Origin of the sequence: Micrococcus sp. FDAARGOS_333 (assembly GCF_002206575.2) — a bacterium.
Lineage (GTDB): Bacteria > Actinomycetota > Actinomycetes > Actinomycetales > Micrococcaceae > Micrococcus > Micrococcus lylae.
In genome coordinates this window covers 523,385-537,184 of sequence record NZ_NJFJ02000001.1, presented here as the reverse complement: position 1 = coordinate 537,184, position 13,800 = coordinate 523,385, and the positions used below count along the sequence as shown (strand labels likewise).

The following is a 13,800-nucleotide window of genomic DNA, read 5'->3' as shown; positions in this document are numbered from 1 at the left end:
TACGGAGTGGCGCGGAGTGTGACCTGGGTCCACAATGGTGAGTCGCCTCACCCATGACCCCACCGCTTCGGAGGAGCCACCACCATGGCACACACCCCTGAAGGGGCCCCGGCACGATCTGCCGCGGACCCCGGCCTGCAGCGCGGCCTGAGCACCCGTCACATCGTCTTCATCGCCCTCGGCACCGCCATCGGCACCGGCCTGTTCTACGGTTCAGCACCGGCCATCCAGACCGCCGGCCCCGCCGTGATCCTCGCCTACGCGGTCGCAGGCCTCGCCGTGTTCATGGTGATGCGCGCCCTCGGCGAGATGGCCGTGCGCGAGCCCGTCTCCGGTTCCTTCGGCGCCTACGCACACCGCTATCTGGGCCCCTTCGCCGGCTTCGTGACGGGCTGGACCTACGTGTTCGAACTGTCGATCGTGGTGATCGCGGACGTCACCGCCGTGGCCGTGTACATGCAGTTCTGGTACCCGGGCACCCCCGCCTGGCTGTGGATCGGCGCCTGTATCCTGTTCATCGGTGCCGTCAACCTCACCCATGTGGGCAACTTCGGCGAGCTCGAGTTCTGGCTCTCGATCGTCAAGGTGGTCGCGATCCTCGGCATGATCGTCGGGGGTCTGGTCCTGATGGTCATGGGAATGAGCTATGACGGAGAGACCAGCGCCGGCCTGCACAACCTCGTGGACCACGGCGGGTTCATGCCCGAGGGCCTCACCGGTGTGCTGCTGGCGTTGGCGATCGTGATCTTCTCCTTCGGCGGCATCGAGACCATCGGCATCACCGCCGGCGAGGCCAAGGACGCCTCCGGCGCCCTGCCGAAGGCCATCAACACCGTGCCCGCCCGCATCCTGATCTTCTACGTGGGCACCATGGTCGTGATCATGTCCCTGGTCCCGTGGAACAAGGTCAGCGGCCAGAACTCCCCGTTCGTGGAGATCTTCGACACCCTGGGCATCCCCTTCGCCCCGCACATCCTGAACTTCGTGGTGCTCACCGCCGCGGTGTCCGCCGTGAACGCCTGCACCTACTCGATCGGCCGCCTGCTCTACGCCATGGCCGGTGACGGGCACGCCCCGCGCGCCTTCCGCACCGTCTCCGACCGCGGCGTGCCGTGGGCCGCCGTGGGCCTGGTCCTGGCCGTGATGGTGGTCGGCGCCCTCATCAACACCTTCATGGAGGACGTGTTCGTGACGGTCGCCCAGGTGGCCAGCTTCGCCGTGGTCTTCACCTGGACGATGATCCTCATGACGCACCGTGGCATGCGCAAGACCATGGCCCGCCACGGGGAGAGCCCCGGTACGTTCGCCCTGCCGGGCGGCGCCTTCACCACCTGGGCCACCACGGCCTTCATCGCGCTGGTCATCGGCCTGCTCGCCTGGGACCCTCAGAGCCGCCAGGCGCTCGTCATCGGCGTCGTCTGGCTGGCCGTGTTGACGGCCGCCTGGTTCCTGGGCGCCCGCCGCCACGGCCACCGCAACGCGCGCACCGGACAGATGCCCCTGGCGGCCGAAGAGTACCGCTGACGACTGCCCCTGACCGGCGTCCAGGCGCGTGGCGCGAGCATCAGGCGCCCGGCGTCCCAAGGCACCCTGCGCCAGGCATCAGGCGCCCGGCCCCTGCGCCAGGCACCCTGCACCCTGCACCAGGCGCAAGGCGCAAGGCGCAAGGCACCAGGCGCGAGGCATCCTGCACCACGGCGACGGCCCCGGCGACCTTCTCTGCGGAAGGCGCCGGGGCCGTCGTCGCCCCGGTACGGGGGCAGAGCGAGTCAGCGGATCAACGCGAATCGGACGCTGAGGAGCCCTCTCCGCTCGGCGGGGTCACCGTGATGACGTCGTCCGGACCGGCCGAGGCCATCTGCGCGATGCGGTGCTTGCCTTCACGGCTGAGCGAGGCCCACCACTGCGAAGCCGTGGCAGGACCGTCCACGACCTCGTCGTCCGTGTCCAGACCCAGGTGGTTCTTGATGGACGCCAGCTGGGCCCGACGGCGCACAGCCTCCACCCGGGCCACCGAGTAGGACAGGGTGCGCAGCGTGGACACGCACATCACCAGCATCAGCACGGAGAACGGCAGACCGATGGTGATCGCGAGCGTCTGGATGGCGGACAGGCCGCCGGCCATGAGCAGGGCCGCCGCCATGAAGGCGGTGGCGATCGCGAAGAAGAGGCGGATCCACATCTTCGGCTCCGGGTCGCCGCCGGTGGCGAGCATGCCCATCACCAGGGAGCCGGAGTCCGAGGAGGTCACGAAGAAGACCGCAGACAGGATGATCGCACCGATGATGAGCATGGTGCCGGCCGGCAGCTGCTCCAGCACCTGGAACAGGGCGGAGTTCGCGTCGATCGTGCCGTCGTCGCCCACCACGGAGGCGTAGCCCTCCGGCTTCACGGTCTCGTAGTAGATGGCGATGCCGCCCAGGACGCCGAACCACAGGACGGAGATCAGGGTCGGCACGGCCAGCACGCCCATGATGAAGGCACGCACGGTGCGGCCACGGGAGATGCGGGCGATGAAGATGCCGACGAACGGCGTCCACGACATCCACCAGCCCCAGTAGTACGCGGACCAGCCGGCCTGCCAGGCGTCGCCCTCCTCGCCGTTGAAGGCGGAGACGTTCAGGGAGTTGCTCAGGAAGCCCTGCATGTAGGCGCCGAAGGACTGCACCATCTCCTTGAACAGGTAGGCAGTGGGGCCCACGAACGCCAGGAACAGCAGGAGACCGGCTGCCAGGACGAGGTTGAAGTTGGACAGCCACTTCATGCCGCGGGCCACACCGGAGACCACCGTGTAGAGGACCACCGCGGTCACGCCGGCGATCATCACGTACTCGACCCAGGTCGAATCCTCGGCCACGATGCCCAGCGAGCGCAGACCCGCGGCCATCTGGGTCACGCCCAGGCCGAGAGAGGTGGCGACGCCGAACACGGTGCCGATGAGGGCGATGTTGTCGATCAGGTTGCCCCAGCCGCCACGGGTGTTCTTCTCACCGATCAGCGGCTCGAAGGCCCAGCGCAGGGACAGCGGACGGCCGCGGCGGTGGATCGCCAGGCCCACGCCCACGCCGACCACCGCGTAGATGGCCCAGGGCTGCAGACCCCAGTGCATGAAGGTGGTGGACAGGGCGTCCTGCGCCAGCTGGCCCGTGTTCGGGTCCGCGGCCGCCACGTCCGGGCGGGGGCTCACGAAGTGGCTGAGCGGCTCGGTCATCCCGTAGAACACCAGGCCGATGCCCATGCCTGCCGCGAAGAGCAGCGAGAACCAGGACAGGGTGGAGAACTCCGGCTCCTCGTCCGGGTGGCCCATGGTGATCTGGCCCTTGCGGGAGAAGCCCAGGTACAGGCAGAAGAAGACGAAGATGAGCGCCACGAGGGCGTACCACCAGGAGAAGTTCGCGATGATCGCGGACTGCACCGAGCCGATCGCGGTCTCCATCGGCTCCGGGAACGCAAGGGTGGCGCCCACGAAGGCGAGGATCACGATGGCGGAGGGCCAGAACACCCAGCCCTTGAGCTTTCCGGTGCCGGGCACGAGCTCGACGTCGGAGCCGTGCGGCCGCTCGGGCGTGATGTCGGTGCTGCCGTCCACGCCGGGGGCGGTGGCCGCATCCACGGCGGCGTCAGAGGCCGGGCGATCTCCCGGCGGGGTCGATGAATCAGTGCTGTTCGATGAAGGCGGAGTGGAAGTCACGCCTTATGACACTAGTTGCCGTGGCTCCGCAATGCCACGTTCGGGTGAACGGCATCACGTCACCCGCGCAGAGCGTACAATACGCGCCCGCACAGACGTCCCGGCCCTCGCATGAGGACCGGGGCCCTGGGAGGAGATCAGTTGTCGTGGATCTCGGAGTAGTACTGAGGCCCGGACGTCTCACGCACCGCCCCCGCACACAACGAAGGAGGCCCCCGCTTCCGCGAGGGCCTCCTTCTGACGTGGTGGCTCCGACCGGCGTCGATCCGGTGACCTTTCGATTTTCAGTCGAACGCTCTACCAACTGAGCTACAGAGCCTGATGACTCATCGTCACCAAGATCCTCCGTCACCGGCATTCCGGTGGTCGGAACATCCGAGCGACCCTGACGGGACTTGAACCCGCGACCTCCGCCGTGACAGGGCGGCGCGCTAACCAACTGCGCCACAGGGCCATGTTCATTTTATCGCTTCGGAGGACTCTTCGGCCCTTCGCAACGAGTAGAAACTCTACCAGGGAGTCTCCCACCTGTCCAAATCGGCAGAGAGGTGATCTCCACCACGCTGCACACAACGGGTGGCCAGGCGTACCCCCAACGGGATTCGAACCCGTGTCGCCGCCGTGAAAGGGCGGTGTCCTAGGCCACTAGACGATGGGGGCCTGCCCGCTCGCGCGCACGCGTGGCGGACCCCCTGAGTCTAGAGTGGGCCTCCAGGCCCCGCAAATCCCCGGCGGCCCGCACCGGACCCGACCAGACCGCCCCAGGAGCGCCGTGACGCCCGAGCACCACACCCCCGACGAGCACCTCGAGTGGATGACGGAGCAGGAGTTCGACGACGCCGTCTCCGCCGCCCTGGCGCGGATCCCGGACGAGCTCGCCCGGCTGCTCACCAACGTGGTCGTGGTGGTCGAACAGGAGTACGAGCCGGAACCGTGGGAGGACCCGGACACCGAGCTGCTCGGCCTCTACGACGGCATCCCGCTCACCGAGCGCGCCGAGATGCCCTGGCAGCTGCCGGACAGGATCGTGGTCTTCCGCGGCCCGCTCACCCGCCACTGCCGCTCCCGCGCCGAGCTGGAGGACGAGATCACCGTGACCGTCATGCACGAGGTCGGCCACTTCTTCGGCATCGAGGAGGACCGCCTCCACGAGCTCGGCTGGGGCTGACGCCTCAGCTTCCCGACGACGGCCGCTCCCCTCCTCCTGTCCCCTCGCCCTGCCCGGGGCCGGGCCCGGCCGCGCCGGCGGGAGCGGACCGCGCCGAGCCGCGCCGGCGGGAGCGGACCGGACACGACCAGACCCCCTCGCCCTCCGGGGAAGGCGAGGGGGTCTCGTGCCGGCGAGCGGCCGTCGTCGGGAAGCGGCCCTGCAGGCTCAGTCCTGCTGGTCCAGCAGCGGACCGAAGTCCTTGCGGGAGGCCAGGCGGTCGTCCTCGCGGAACGGGACGATGAGCACCGGGCCCTTGGCATGCACGGAGACGCCCTGGCTGGTGGAGCCCAGCAGCGCGCCGGCGAAGCCGCCGAGGCCGCGGGTGCCGAGCACGGTGAGGCGGGCGGTCGTGGTCTGCGCGGCCAGGACCTCCACCGGGGCGCCGTCCAGCAGCTCGGTGGTGACGGTCAGATCCGGGTGCTCGTGGCGCATCCAGGCGGCACCGGCCTCGAGCCGCTGCTGGAGGTCGTCGATCATCGCCTGCTCGTCCACGGAGACCGACAGCCACGCGGTGGACGCGGCCACCGGCGGGACCACGGAGACCATGTGCAGCGGGGCCTGGCGGATGCGGGCCTCCTCCGCGGCCACGAGGGCGGCGGCGCGGCCCTGCTCGGACCCGTCCACACCGACCACCACGGCGGCGTCGCCGCCGGCGCGGGAGGCGTCCTCACCGGCCGGGATGATCGCGACCGGGCAGTGTGCGTGGCCCGGCAGGGCCGAGGAGACCGAGCCGAGCAGGCGGCCCAGGAAGCCGCCGCGGCCGCGGGCGCCGGAGACCAGCATGTCCGCGTCACGGGAGAGGTCCACGAGCACGCCGGCGGCGTCGCCGATCTCCACGCGCAGGGTCGGGCGCACGCCGTCCGCCTCGAGCTTGGACTCGACGGACTTCAGCATCGTCAGGACGCCCTCGCGCAGGGCGGTGTCGTCGGCGAGCTGGCCGCCGACCTCGCCGGCGTAGCCCCAGAAGGCCGGGATGGTGTAGGCGGTGACGAGGGTGAGCGGGACGCCGCGGGCGCCGGCCTCACGCTGGGCCCAGCGGGCCGCGGAGATTGACTGGTCCGAGCCGTCCACGCCCACGACGACGCCCAGACGGTCGGCGGTCTCCTCCCCGGCGGCGGGGGCGGTGGTGTTCGGGTCCTTGGGCATGCGGGGCCTCCTTCGGCGACGGCGGTGCCGGGATCCACGCTGACCCCGACGGTGCACGTCCAGACTACTCCTGTGCGGGGCCTGAGGGCGGGGTCTCAGGAGCGGGGTCAGGGGCGGGGGCGGGGGCGGAACTCAGGGGCGGGGTCTCAGGGGCGGGGTCTCGCCCCGGCAGTGAAGTTCTCCACCGAGTCCACGACCCGGGCGGGCACGGGGTCCGAGAGAAGGGTGCGGGCCAGGGCGGAGGGGCCGCCGAGGGACTCGTCCGTGAGCGGAACGTCCGAGGCCGCGGCGATGACGTTGCCGCGGCGGCGGCCCTTGAGCATGGTCGCATCCGCCATGACCTCCACATGGGGGAAGACCTCGCACAGCGCGGCCACCTCCTGGCGGACCGAGGTCAGGTCCGGGCCGCCGCCGATGTTCATGAGGTACACCCCGCCGGGGGTGAGGACGGAGGCGGCAGAGGCCGCGGCCGAGACCCCGGTGAGGTGCTCCGGGGTGACGTGGAGGGCGTCGGGGTCGTCCGAGACGGGGGCGAAGACGTCCCGGAAGACGACCTCGCGGGTGCCGGGGCGCATGCCGGCGAGGACCTCGCCCGCCTCCCCGACGCGGATCTTCAGCTGCGGGGCCCGCGGCAGCTCGAAGCGCGTGCGGGCCAGCTCGGCCAGCCCGGCGTCCAGCTCCACGGCCACCTGGTGCGCCTGCGGGTAGACGGCCGTGACCCAGCGGGCGAAGGTGCAGCCGGCGCCGCCCAGGTGCAGGACGCGGATCCGCTGGTCGGTGGCGAAGCGGTGGGTGAGGACGGCCGCGGCCCAGCGCATGTACTCGAAGCCCAGCTCCGTCGGGGTGTCCGGGTTCAGCTGGGAGGACTCCACGCCGTTGACGCGCAGCAGGAAGGCACCGGGCGTCCACGGGTCCGGCTCGATGGACGCGGTGCCCGAGCTGATGGGGAAGGTGCCGGCCTCGATCATGGCTCCATCCTCCCGCATCGGTGCGATGTCCCCGCGCCTGCGCGAAGTGGTGAGGTGCCCCCGCCCTTGCGCGAACTGGTGAGATGCCCCCGCCCCTGCGCGAACTGGTGAGGTGCCCCCGCTGCGCTGACTCGTGGGATGCCCCCCTGCGCCAACTGGTGAGGACTCACCGTCTCGTGGCCCGATCGGCGGCCGGATGACGGTGAGTCCTCACCAGTAGACGAGCTCAGCCGGCTCAGCGCCGCACGTAGAGCCGCTCGGTGTGCTCGCCCCAGCTCCCGCCGAGCGGCGCGGGAGCGCCGAGCGCCTCGAAGCCGTGGCGGCGGTAGAACGCTTCGGCCCGGGCATTGCCGTCCAAGACCCAGAGAACGGCCGGGGCGTCGCCGAGGACCTCGTGGAGGAGGCGGTCGGCGAGTCCCGTGCCGTAGACGCGTTCGTCCAGGTAGATGGCGAACAGCTCGCGTTCCGGCAGGTCGCCCTCGGACAGGCCGGTGCCGGCGAGCACCATGGCGGCATCGCCGAAGGCCCGGCGGGGACCCGCACACGCCATCCCGACGACGGCACCCGCCTCCGACGGAGCCTCGGACCGGCCTTCCTCATCGTCCGCAGCACCTGGTGCCCCCGACGCCGAGGCGGCGCGCGGGCCCTGCTCGCCGAGGACGAGGTTGACCTCCGGGTCAGCGACAGTGCGCTTCCAGGACTCGACCTGGTCGGCGAGGCCGGCGTCGATGCGGTCTAACTCCTCGGCAGGGAGGGCGTGGGCGTAGGCGGTGCGCCAGGACCTGTTCTTCATGGCGAGGACGGCGGGCAGGTCCTCGGCGGTGACAGGACGGACCGACGCCTCGGGAGTCCTCTCGGGAGTCCTCGCCCCCGCCTGCTGTGACAACTGGTGAGGACTCACCGTCTCGACCCTCGATTCGCGGCCGGATGAGGGTGTGTCCTCACCAGTACGCGAGTCCGGACGTGCCCCGGTGGCTCGGTCGGCGGCGTCGGCCACGGCGGCACCGTTGGCGTTGTCGGCCGCGGCAGCACCGTCGGCGGCGGCGCTCACCCGCGGCTCTCCTGCGCGTCCTCGTCCGCGCGCTTCAGGGCGGCCTCGAGGCGCTCGAGCTTGCCGTCGAGCTCGCCGGTGCGGCCGGGGCGAATGTCCGCCTTCAGCACGAGGGAGACACGGGAGCCGTAGGGTTCCACGGCCTCGGTTGCCTCCTTGACCACGGCCATGACCTCGTCCCACTCCCCCTCGATCTCGGTGAACATCGAGGAGGTGCGGTGCGGCAGACCGGAGGCGCGCACCACCGCGACGGCGGCGGCCACGGCCTCGTGCACCGAGCCGGAGTCCTCACTCCCGGCAGGGCGGGAGAGAGACGGGTCTGAGGGAGCGCCGGACGGGGCGACGGAGAACGCAACGATCATGCGGCCCAGTCTGCCCGGGACCGCGCGCCCTGTCAGCCCCCGCTCGGGGCCGACAGAACCCGACCGCCTCCCGAACGAAAGCGCCCAGGAACCCGACCGTCTCCCGAACGAAAGCGCCGGGGCGGGGGTTCAGGTGCGGGGTGCCGGGCCGTCGTCGTGACGGTCGGCGGGGTCGGTCGCCGGCCCGTCCTCGCGGTCCTCGTGACCCTGCCCGGCGGAGTCCTCGTCCAGATACTCACCGGTCTCGTAGTCGTAGGCGACTTCGTTGCCGTCCTCATCCCTGCGCTGGTACCAGTCGGTGACCTCGGCGGCGGTGGAGTCGAAGTCGCCGCCCACGGCGTAGGGACTGTCCGCGGCCACCGGCTGCACCGCGAGGGTGAAGTCGTCACCGTGGTCCTCGATGCCGAGGCGGACCGCCTTCTCCAGCGCCTCGTCCTTGTAGTGCTCTCGGATCGCCTGCGGGTCATGCTGCAGCTCGCGGAAGAGCGCGATCGCCATCAGCACGATCACCACGGAGAACGGCAGCGCGGTGATGGTGATGAGGTTCTGCAGACCGGACAGCGCGGTGTCGCCGCCGGTCAGCAGCATCACCACGGCGATGCCGGCCATGCAGACCGCCCAGAATGCGGTGACCAGGCGGCGTGGGGACGGGTCGCCGCCCTGGGACAGCTGCGAGTTCACGATCGACGCGGAGTCCGCGGTGGTGATGAAGAAGACGGCGAGCATCAGAATGACCACCGGGGCCACGAGCCCGCCGCCGGGCAGCTGGTCGATGACCACCCAGAAGATCTCCGCCGGGGCCGGCAGAGAGTCAGCGGTGCCGTCCGGGGCGATGGACCCGTTCGTGTGCTGCAGCCAGATGGTGGTGCCGCCGATCACGGTGAACGCCAGGATGATCACGGCCGACGGGATGAACAGTGCGCCCAGGATGAACTGGCGGATGGTGCGGCCACGGGAGATCTTGGCCACGAAGACGCCCACGAACGGCGCCCAGGACACCCACCAGGCCCAGTAGAAGGTGGTCCAGGAGGACAGGAATGCCTGCATGTCCTCGCCCTGGGCCATGTTGGCGCCCAGCATGTCCGCCGAGGAGCCGACGTACTCCATCATCACGCCGGGGATCACGTTGAACAGGAATGCGGTGGGTCCGGCCACGAAGAAGAACAGCGCAAGGCCCATCGCCAGCACCATGTTGATGTTGGACAGCCAACGGATGCCGCGGGCCACGCCCGAGACCGCGGAGGCCACGGTCCCGATGGTCAGCAGGGTGATGATGCCGATCGCCACGGCGTTGCCCTCCGTGGACCATCCGGTGACGATCTGCACGCCCTGGCCGATCTGCAGGGCACCGATGCCCAGAGAGGCGGCGGTGCCGAACAGGGTGGCGATGATCGCCAGGGAGTCGATGAGCCGGGCGCCGAAGGACTTCGGGTCGTCGCCGCGGTTGAACAGCGGCATGAGGATCGAGCTCATCAGCGGCACGCGGCCACGCCGGTAGGACACGTAGGCCACCGCCAGCCCGACCATGGCGTAGATGGCCCAGGCGTTGATGCCCCAGTGCAGGGCCGCCTGCGCCATGGCGCCGGTGATCGCCTCCGTGGAGGCGGGCTCGTAAGCGCCCGGCCGCGGGGACAGGTAGTAGGTCAGCGGCTCGTAGGGGCCGAAGAAGATGATGCCGATGCCGATGCCGGCGGCGAAGAGCATGGCCGCCCAGGAGGCGGTGGAGTACTCGGGCTTCTCGCCGTCCAGGCCGAGGGTGATGCCGCCGTAGCGGGAGAACGCCAGCACCAGCAGGAACAGGACCATCCCGATCGCCAGCGAGGAGAACACCCAGCCGAGGTTCTGCATGACCCAGTTCAGGGCGGTGGTCGAGGCCTCCAGCACCACGTCCGGCTGCAGCACGCCCCAGACCACGAAGCCGACCACCAGCACGCCGACGACGCCGATGATCGCCTTGTCCAGGCCATAGCGGACCCTCTGGTCCTCGATGGAGACGCCGGGCACCAGGGCCGGGTGGATGTCGTGCGGGTAGGTGACCTCCTCGATGAACTTCGCAGGCATCAGCCGACCGCGCCCTGGCCTGCTCCCCTCCCCCGGCGGCGCGGTCGATCGGTCGTGGGGCTGGTTCCCGTCCATGACGCAGGTCCTCTCCTGGAGTGTGATGAACGCCTCTATTGTGCAGGGTCTGTCTGCGGCCGCCTCCGCCGGCCCCACATGGAGCGCCCGAAGGTCGGCTGGAAAGGCGGGGGACGACGACGGCACGCACCTGGGCACGGTGAGTGCCGTCGTCGGGAGGGCCGGGTTCCGCGGGAACCCGACGGTCTTCCGAACGAAAGTGCTCCGGAACCCGACGGTTTCCCGAACGAAAGTGCTCGGGGTGTCAGCCGAGGATTTCGAACAGCGGCTGCAGGGCCTTGTAGAGCTCGTTGGCGCCGAGCACCAGGAAGATCGCGGTGGTGGCGCCGAGCAGAATGTTGTTCACCCAGCCGTTGCGGAAGCGGGCCGGGACCTTCTTCGAGTTGTTCAGGAACAGCAGGGTCACCGCCAGGAACGGCATGAACAGCGCGCCGAGCGTGCCGTACAGCAGGATCAGGAAGATCGGGCGGTCCAGGAACAGCAGGATCATCGGCGGGAAGGTGATCCAGAGCAGGAAGAAGCGGGCCGGGGCGGAGGACAGGGACGGGGCGTCGTCCTGGTCCAGCTGGTCGGCCGGCTTGCGGAAGTTCGCCCAGAAGTCCGCGAACATCAGGGAGACGCCGTGCCACACGCCCAGCAGCGAGGAGAAGGACGCGGCGAAGAAGCCGACCAGGAACACGGTGGCCCAGGCCTGGCCGTAGCGGTCTGCCAGCACGGTGCCGACGTCCAGCAGGCCCTTGTCTCCGGAGGAGATCGCGATGCCCGCGGAGTGCAGCAGCTCCACGCCCATGATCATCGTGGCGATCACGAAGATGCCGGTGAGGATGTAGCTGGTGGCGTTGTCGAAGCGCATGACCTTCATGTACTTCGGGACGTTCCAGCCCTTCTCTCGCAGCCAGTAGCCGTAGGCCGCGAGGGTGATGGTGCCGCCCACTCCGCCGGCCAGGCCGAGGACGTAGAACATGACCTCGGGATCGCCGGACGGGATGCGCGGGACCAGGCCGGCCAGGATCGCGCCCACGTTCGGGACGGTCAGCGCGGCGGAGAGCAGCACGGTCACGAACATGACGCCGATCAGCACGGTCATGAGCGTCTCGATCAGGCGGTACCTGTTCAGCCACACCAGGCTCAGGCCGATCACGCCGGCCACGATGGCGAACACCTTGGCGTCCACACCGGGGAACAGGGCGGCCAGGGGCAGCGCCGTGGAGGACATGGCGGTGGCGCCGTACACGAAGCCCCAGACGAGGATGTACGGGGCGAAGTAGACGGTGGTCCAGGCCCCGAGCGTGCGCCAGCCCTGGAAGATCGTCTTGCCGGTGGACAGGTAGTAGCGGCCGGTGCCCTCGACGAGCACGATCTTCAGGATCACGCCCAGCACCACGGCCCACATGAGCATGTAGCCGTAGCGGGAGCCGGCGGTCAGGGTGGCGACCAGGTCCGCGGCGCCCACGCCGGTGGCGGCGGCGACGATGCCGGGGCCGAGCGAGTTCCACTTCGGCTTGACGGGCTGCTCGTTGATCTCGGCCTCGGTGAACCCGACGATGTCCGGGTTGTGCACCGGGTGCGCGGTGTCGACGCGACTGTGCGAAGCCATGCGGCTCCCCTCTCTCTGTGGTCCGCGGGCCCGCCTGCGGCGGACCCGGGGCGCTGTGGTGACAGTAGAGAGTAGACCGCGTCACCTATGAGCGATGTGTACGTCACACACGATGACGGCGCCGGGCGAGCGCCGTCGTCGTGTGCGACCGGGGACGACCCGACGGGCGAAGGTCCGGAGGCACCCCGGAACGCGACGGTCTCCCGAACGAAAGCGCCCCGGAACGCGACGGTTTCCCGAACGAAAGTGGGTGGGTCAGACGTGGGTGCCGTCCGCCTCCACCGAGATCCCCAGCTCATTGCCCGGGATCGAGGCGAGCAGGGGCTCCGGATCGGCAGTGCCCACCTTCTCCCCCACGAGTCCCTCGAAGATCTGCCGTGAGACGCGGAAGGACTCGCCGTCCTGGGCGAAGGCCCGGTCGAGGGTCTTCGGGTCCGAGGAGCCGGCGAAGATGAACGTGCTGTCCACGTCCCCGTCGGTTCCTCCGCCGGTGTTGTCCCCGCGCTGGGACTCGGCGCAGCCGGCCAGGACGAGGACTGCGGACGCGGTGACGGCCGCGGCGGCCAGGAAACGGCGCTTGGCGTTACGTGCGTGCTTGGCGCCTCCATGTCGGCGCGAGCGGCCCCCGAGTGGCGCTGATCACGCCCCGGGGTTGCCCGTGATCATACTCACACTCCGCGCGAAGGGTGAAGGCCCGCGGCATGTTCCCTGCGGGCAGGGCTGCTCTGACGCCCCTGCCGGACCCCCACGGACGCCGCAGCCCCGGCGGCCTCGGCGGCGAGCTGCTCCCGTACCGCTCCCGGACGGTTGGTGGTGAGCTCGTGCACCCCGTGGGAGACGAGGAACGCGACGTCCTCCGGCAGGTCCGGGGTCCACACGCGCAGCCGACGCCCGGCGGCAGTCCAGGCCTTCACGTCCGCGAGGTGACGGCGCACATACGCCACGGAGGGGCCGGCCAGCTGGGTGCCGCCGCCCCACACGAGGGCCTCGCAGCCGGCGAGCGCCTGCTGCATCGCGGCGCGCACGGCCACCCGGGTGACGGGGCCGCGGGCCAGGCGGGAGGCTGCCGGTTCCGGGTCCACGTCCACGAGGGCGCAGAGGGCGTCCGGCCCGGCCATCGGCGCCAGGTGCCGCAGGGAGCCGGGGTCGAAGGACATGAACGACACCTGCACAGCGCCGAGCATGCCGGTCTCCGGGTCCCAGCCGTGGGCCACGAGTTCGGCGAGCACGCGCTCCTCGAGCTCGTGCCCGAACGGGGAGGGGTGCTTGAGCTCGACGGCCAGGCGCAGAGGCCGTCCGGCGGCTGCGGCGATCTCGAGCAGATCGGCGAAGCGCAGCAGCTGGTCCCGCGCCCGGCCGTAGGCGGCGGGCAGGGACGCCGGATGCCAGGAGTGCACGTCCAGACGGCGCAGCTGGGCGAGGGTGTGCTCGGCGATCGGCCCGCTGCCGTCCGAACACCGGTCCACCGTGGGGTCGTGCCAGCAGACGAGCTCGCGGTCCCGGGTCAGGCGGACGTCGCACTCGAGACCGTCCGCGCCCACGGCGAGGGCGTGCAGGTAGGCGGCGCGGGTGTGTTCGGCGTAGTCGGCGGACGCGCCTCGGTGGGCGATCACCAGCGGTGTCATGCCGTGCACGCTAC

General features: G+C 70.4%; 10 protein-coding genes, 3 tRNA genes and 1 pseudogene. 2 read left to right on the top strand and 12 right to left on the bottom strand.

Annotated features, from left to right (window positions below; genetic code table 11):
• Positions 1–84 precede the first annotated feature (84 nt).
• Positions 85–1,524, top strand: a complete 1,440-nt coding sequence (locus tag CEQ11_RS02510) for an amino acid permease (protein ID WP_088477650.1) — start codon at positions 85–87, stop codon at positions 1,522–1,524.
• A gap of 253 nt (positions 1,525–1,777) precedes the next feature.
• On the opposite strand, the gene CEQ11_RS02505 is transcribed toward CEQ11_RS02510, so the two are convergent.
• The 4 genes from CEQ11_RS02505 to CEQ11_RS02490 all read right to left on the bottom strand — a co-directional run bounded on the left by CEQ11_RS02505 (position 1,778) and on the right by CEQ11_RS02490 (position 4,351).
• Entirely contained in the window at positions 1,778–3,589 is a 1,812-nt protein-coding gene (locus CEQ11_RS02505) for a BCCT family transporter (RefSeq protein WP_227718696.1), read from the bottom strand.
• A gap of 345 nt (positions 3,590–3,934) precedes the next feature.
• Positions 3,935–4,010: transfer RNA gene (locus CEQ11_RS02500), tRNA-Phe, on the bottom strand.
• 61 nt (positions 4,011–4,071) lie between these two features.
• A tRNA-Asp gene (locus tag CEQ11_RS02495) sits at positions 4,072–4,145 on the bottom strand.
• A 133-nt stretch (positions 4,146–4,278) separates the two neighbouring features.
• A tRNA-Glu gene (locus CEQ11_RS02490) sits at positions 4,279–4,351 on the bottom strand.
• A 112-nt stretch (positions 4,352–4,463) separates the two neighbouring features.
• On the opposite strand from CEQ11_RS02490, the gene CEQ11_RS02485 reads away from it, so the two are divergent.
• Entirely contained in the window at positions 4,464–4,859 is a 396-nt protein-coding gene (locus tag CEQ11_RS02485) for a metallopeptidase family protein (protein ID WP_227718695.1), read from the top strand.
• 207 nt (positions 4,860–5,066) lie between these two features.
• Here the strand turns inward: CEQ11_RS02485 and CEQ11_RS02480 are convergent, their stop codons facing one another.
• The 8 genes and pseudogenes from CEQ11_RS02480 to CEQ11_RS02445 all read right to left on the bottom strand — a co-directional run bounded on the left by CEQ11_RS02480 (position 5,067) and on the right by CEQ11_RS02445 (position 13,786).
• On the bottom strand, positions 5,067–6,047 hold the full coding sequence (locus CEQ11_RS02480) for a universal stress protein (protein ID WP_067192389.1): 981 nt from the start codon (positions 6,045–6,047) through the stop codon (positions 5,067–5,069).
• Positions 6,048–6,193: 146 nt separating this feature from the next.
• On the bottom strand, positions 6,194–7,015 hold the full coding sequence (locus CEQ11_RS02475) for a spermidine synthase (protein WP_227718694.1): 822 nt from the start codon (positions 7,013–7,015) through the stop codon (positions 6,194–6,196).
• A gap of 235 nt (positions 7,016–7,250) precedes the next feature.
• Positions 7,251–8,066, bottom strand: a complete 816-nt coding sequence (locus tag CEQ11_RS02470; RefSeq protein ID WP_127913444.1) for a GNAT family N-acetyltransferase — start codon at positions 8,064–8,066, stop codon at positions 7,251–7,253.
• Complete coding sequence (locus tag CEQ11_RS02465; RefSeq protein WP_088477646.1) at positions 8,063–8,428, bottom strand: thiamine-binding protein; 366 nt, start codon at positions 8,426–8,428, stop codon at positions 8,063–8,065. Before CEQ11_RS02465 ends, CEQ11_RS02470 begins: the two co-directional genes overlap by 4 nt.
• Positions 8,429–8,557: 129 nt before the next feature.
• A complete protein-coding gene (locus CEQ11_RS02460; protein WP_227718693.1) occupies positions 8,558–10,489 on the bottom strand; it encodes a BCCT family transporter in 1,932 nt (643 codons plus the stop codon).
• A gap of 319 nt (positions 10,490–10,808) precedes the next feature.
• A complete protein-coding gene (locus CEQ11_RS02455; RefSeq protein WP_088477644.1) occupies positions 10,809–12,161 on the bottom strand; it encodes an Nramp family divalent metal transporter in 1,353 nt (450 codons plus the stop codon).
• Positions 12,162–12,473: 312 nt separating this feature from the next.
• A pseudogene (locus CEQ11_RS02450) lies at positions 12,474–12,728 on the bottom strand (ABC transporter substrate-binding protein); the annotation flags it as partial.
• Positions 12,729–12,829: 101 nt separating this feature from the next.
• Entirely contained in the window at positions 12,830–13,786 is a 957-nt protein-coding gene (locus CEQ11_RS02445; RefSeq protein ID WP_088477643.1) for a glycerophosphodiester phosphodiesterase family protein, read from the bottom strand.
• Between the last annotated feature and the right edge of the window lie 14 nt (positions 13,787–13,800).

Coding starts and splice junctions, on each gene's coding strand:
- CEQ11_RS02480 (WP_067192389.1), bottom strand. CDS start 6,047: ATGCCCAAGGACCCGAACACCACCGCCCCCGCCGCCGGGGAGGAGACC.
- CEQ11_RS02465 (WP_088477646.1), bottom strand. CDS start 8,428: ATGATCGTTGCGTTCTCCGTCGCCCCGTCCGGCGCTCCCTCAGACCCG.
- CEQ11_RS02460 (WP_227718693.1), bottom strand. CDS start 10,489: ATGCCTGCGAAGTTCATCGAGGAGGTCACCTACCCGCACGACATCCAC.
- CEQ11_RS02475 (WP_227718694.1), bottom strand. CDS start 7,015: ATGATCGAGGCCGGCACCTTCCCCATCAGCTCGGGCACCGCGTCCATC.
- CEQ11_RS02455 (WP_088477644.1), bottom strand. CDS start 12,161: ATGGCTTCGCACAGTCGCGTCGACACCGCGCACCCGGTGCACAACCCG.
- CEQ11_RS02510 (WP_088477650.1), top strand. CDS start 85: ATGGCACACACCCCTGAAGGGGCCCCGGCACGATCTGCCGCGGACCCC.
- CEQ11_RS02445 (WP_088477643.1), bottom strand. CDS start 13,786: ATGACACCGCTGGTGATCGCCCACCGAGGCGCGTCCGCCGACTACGCC.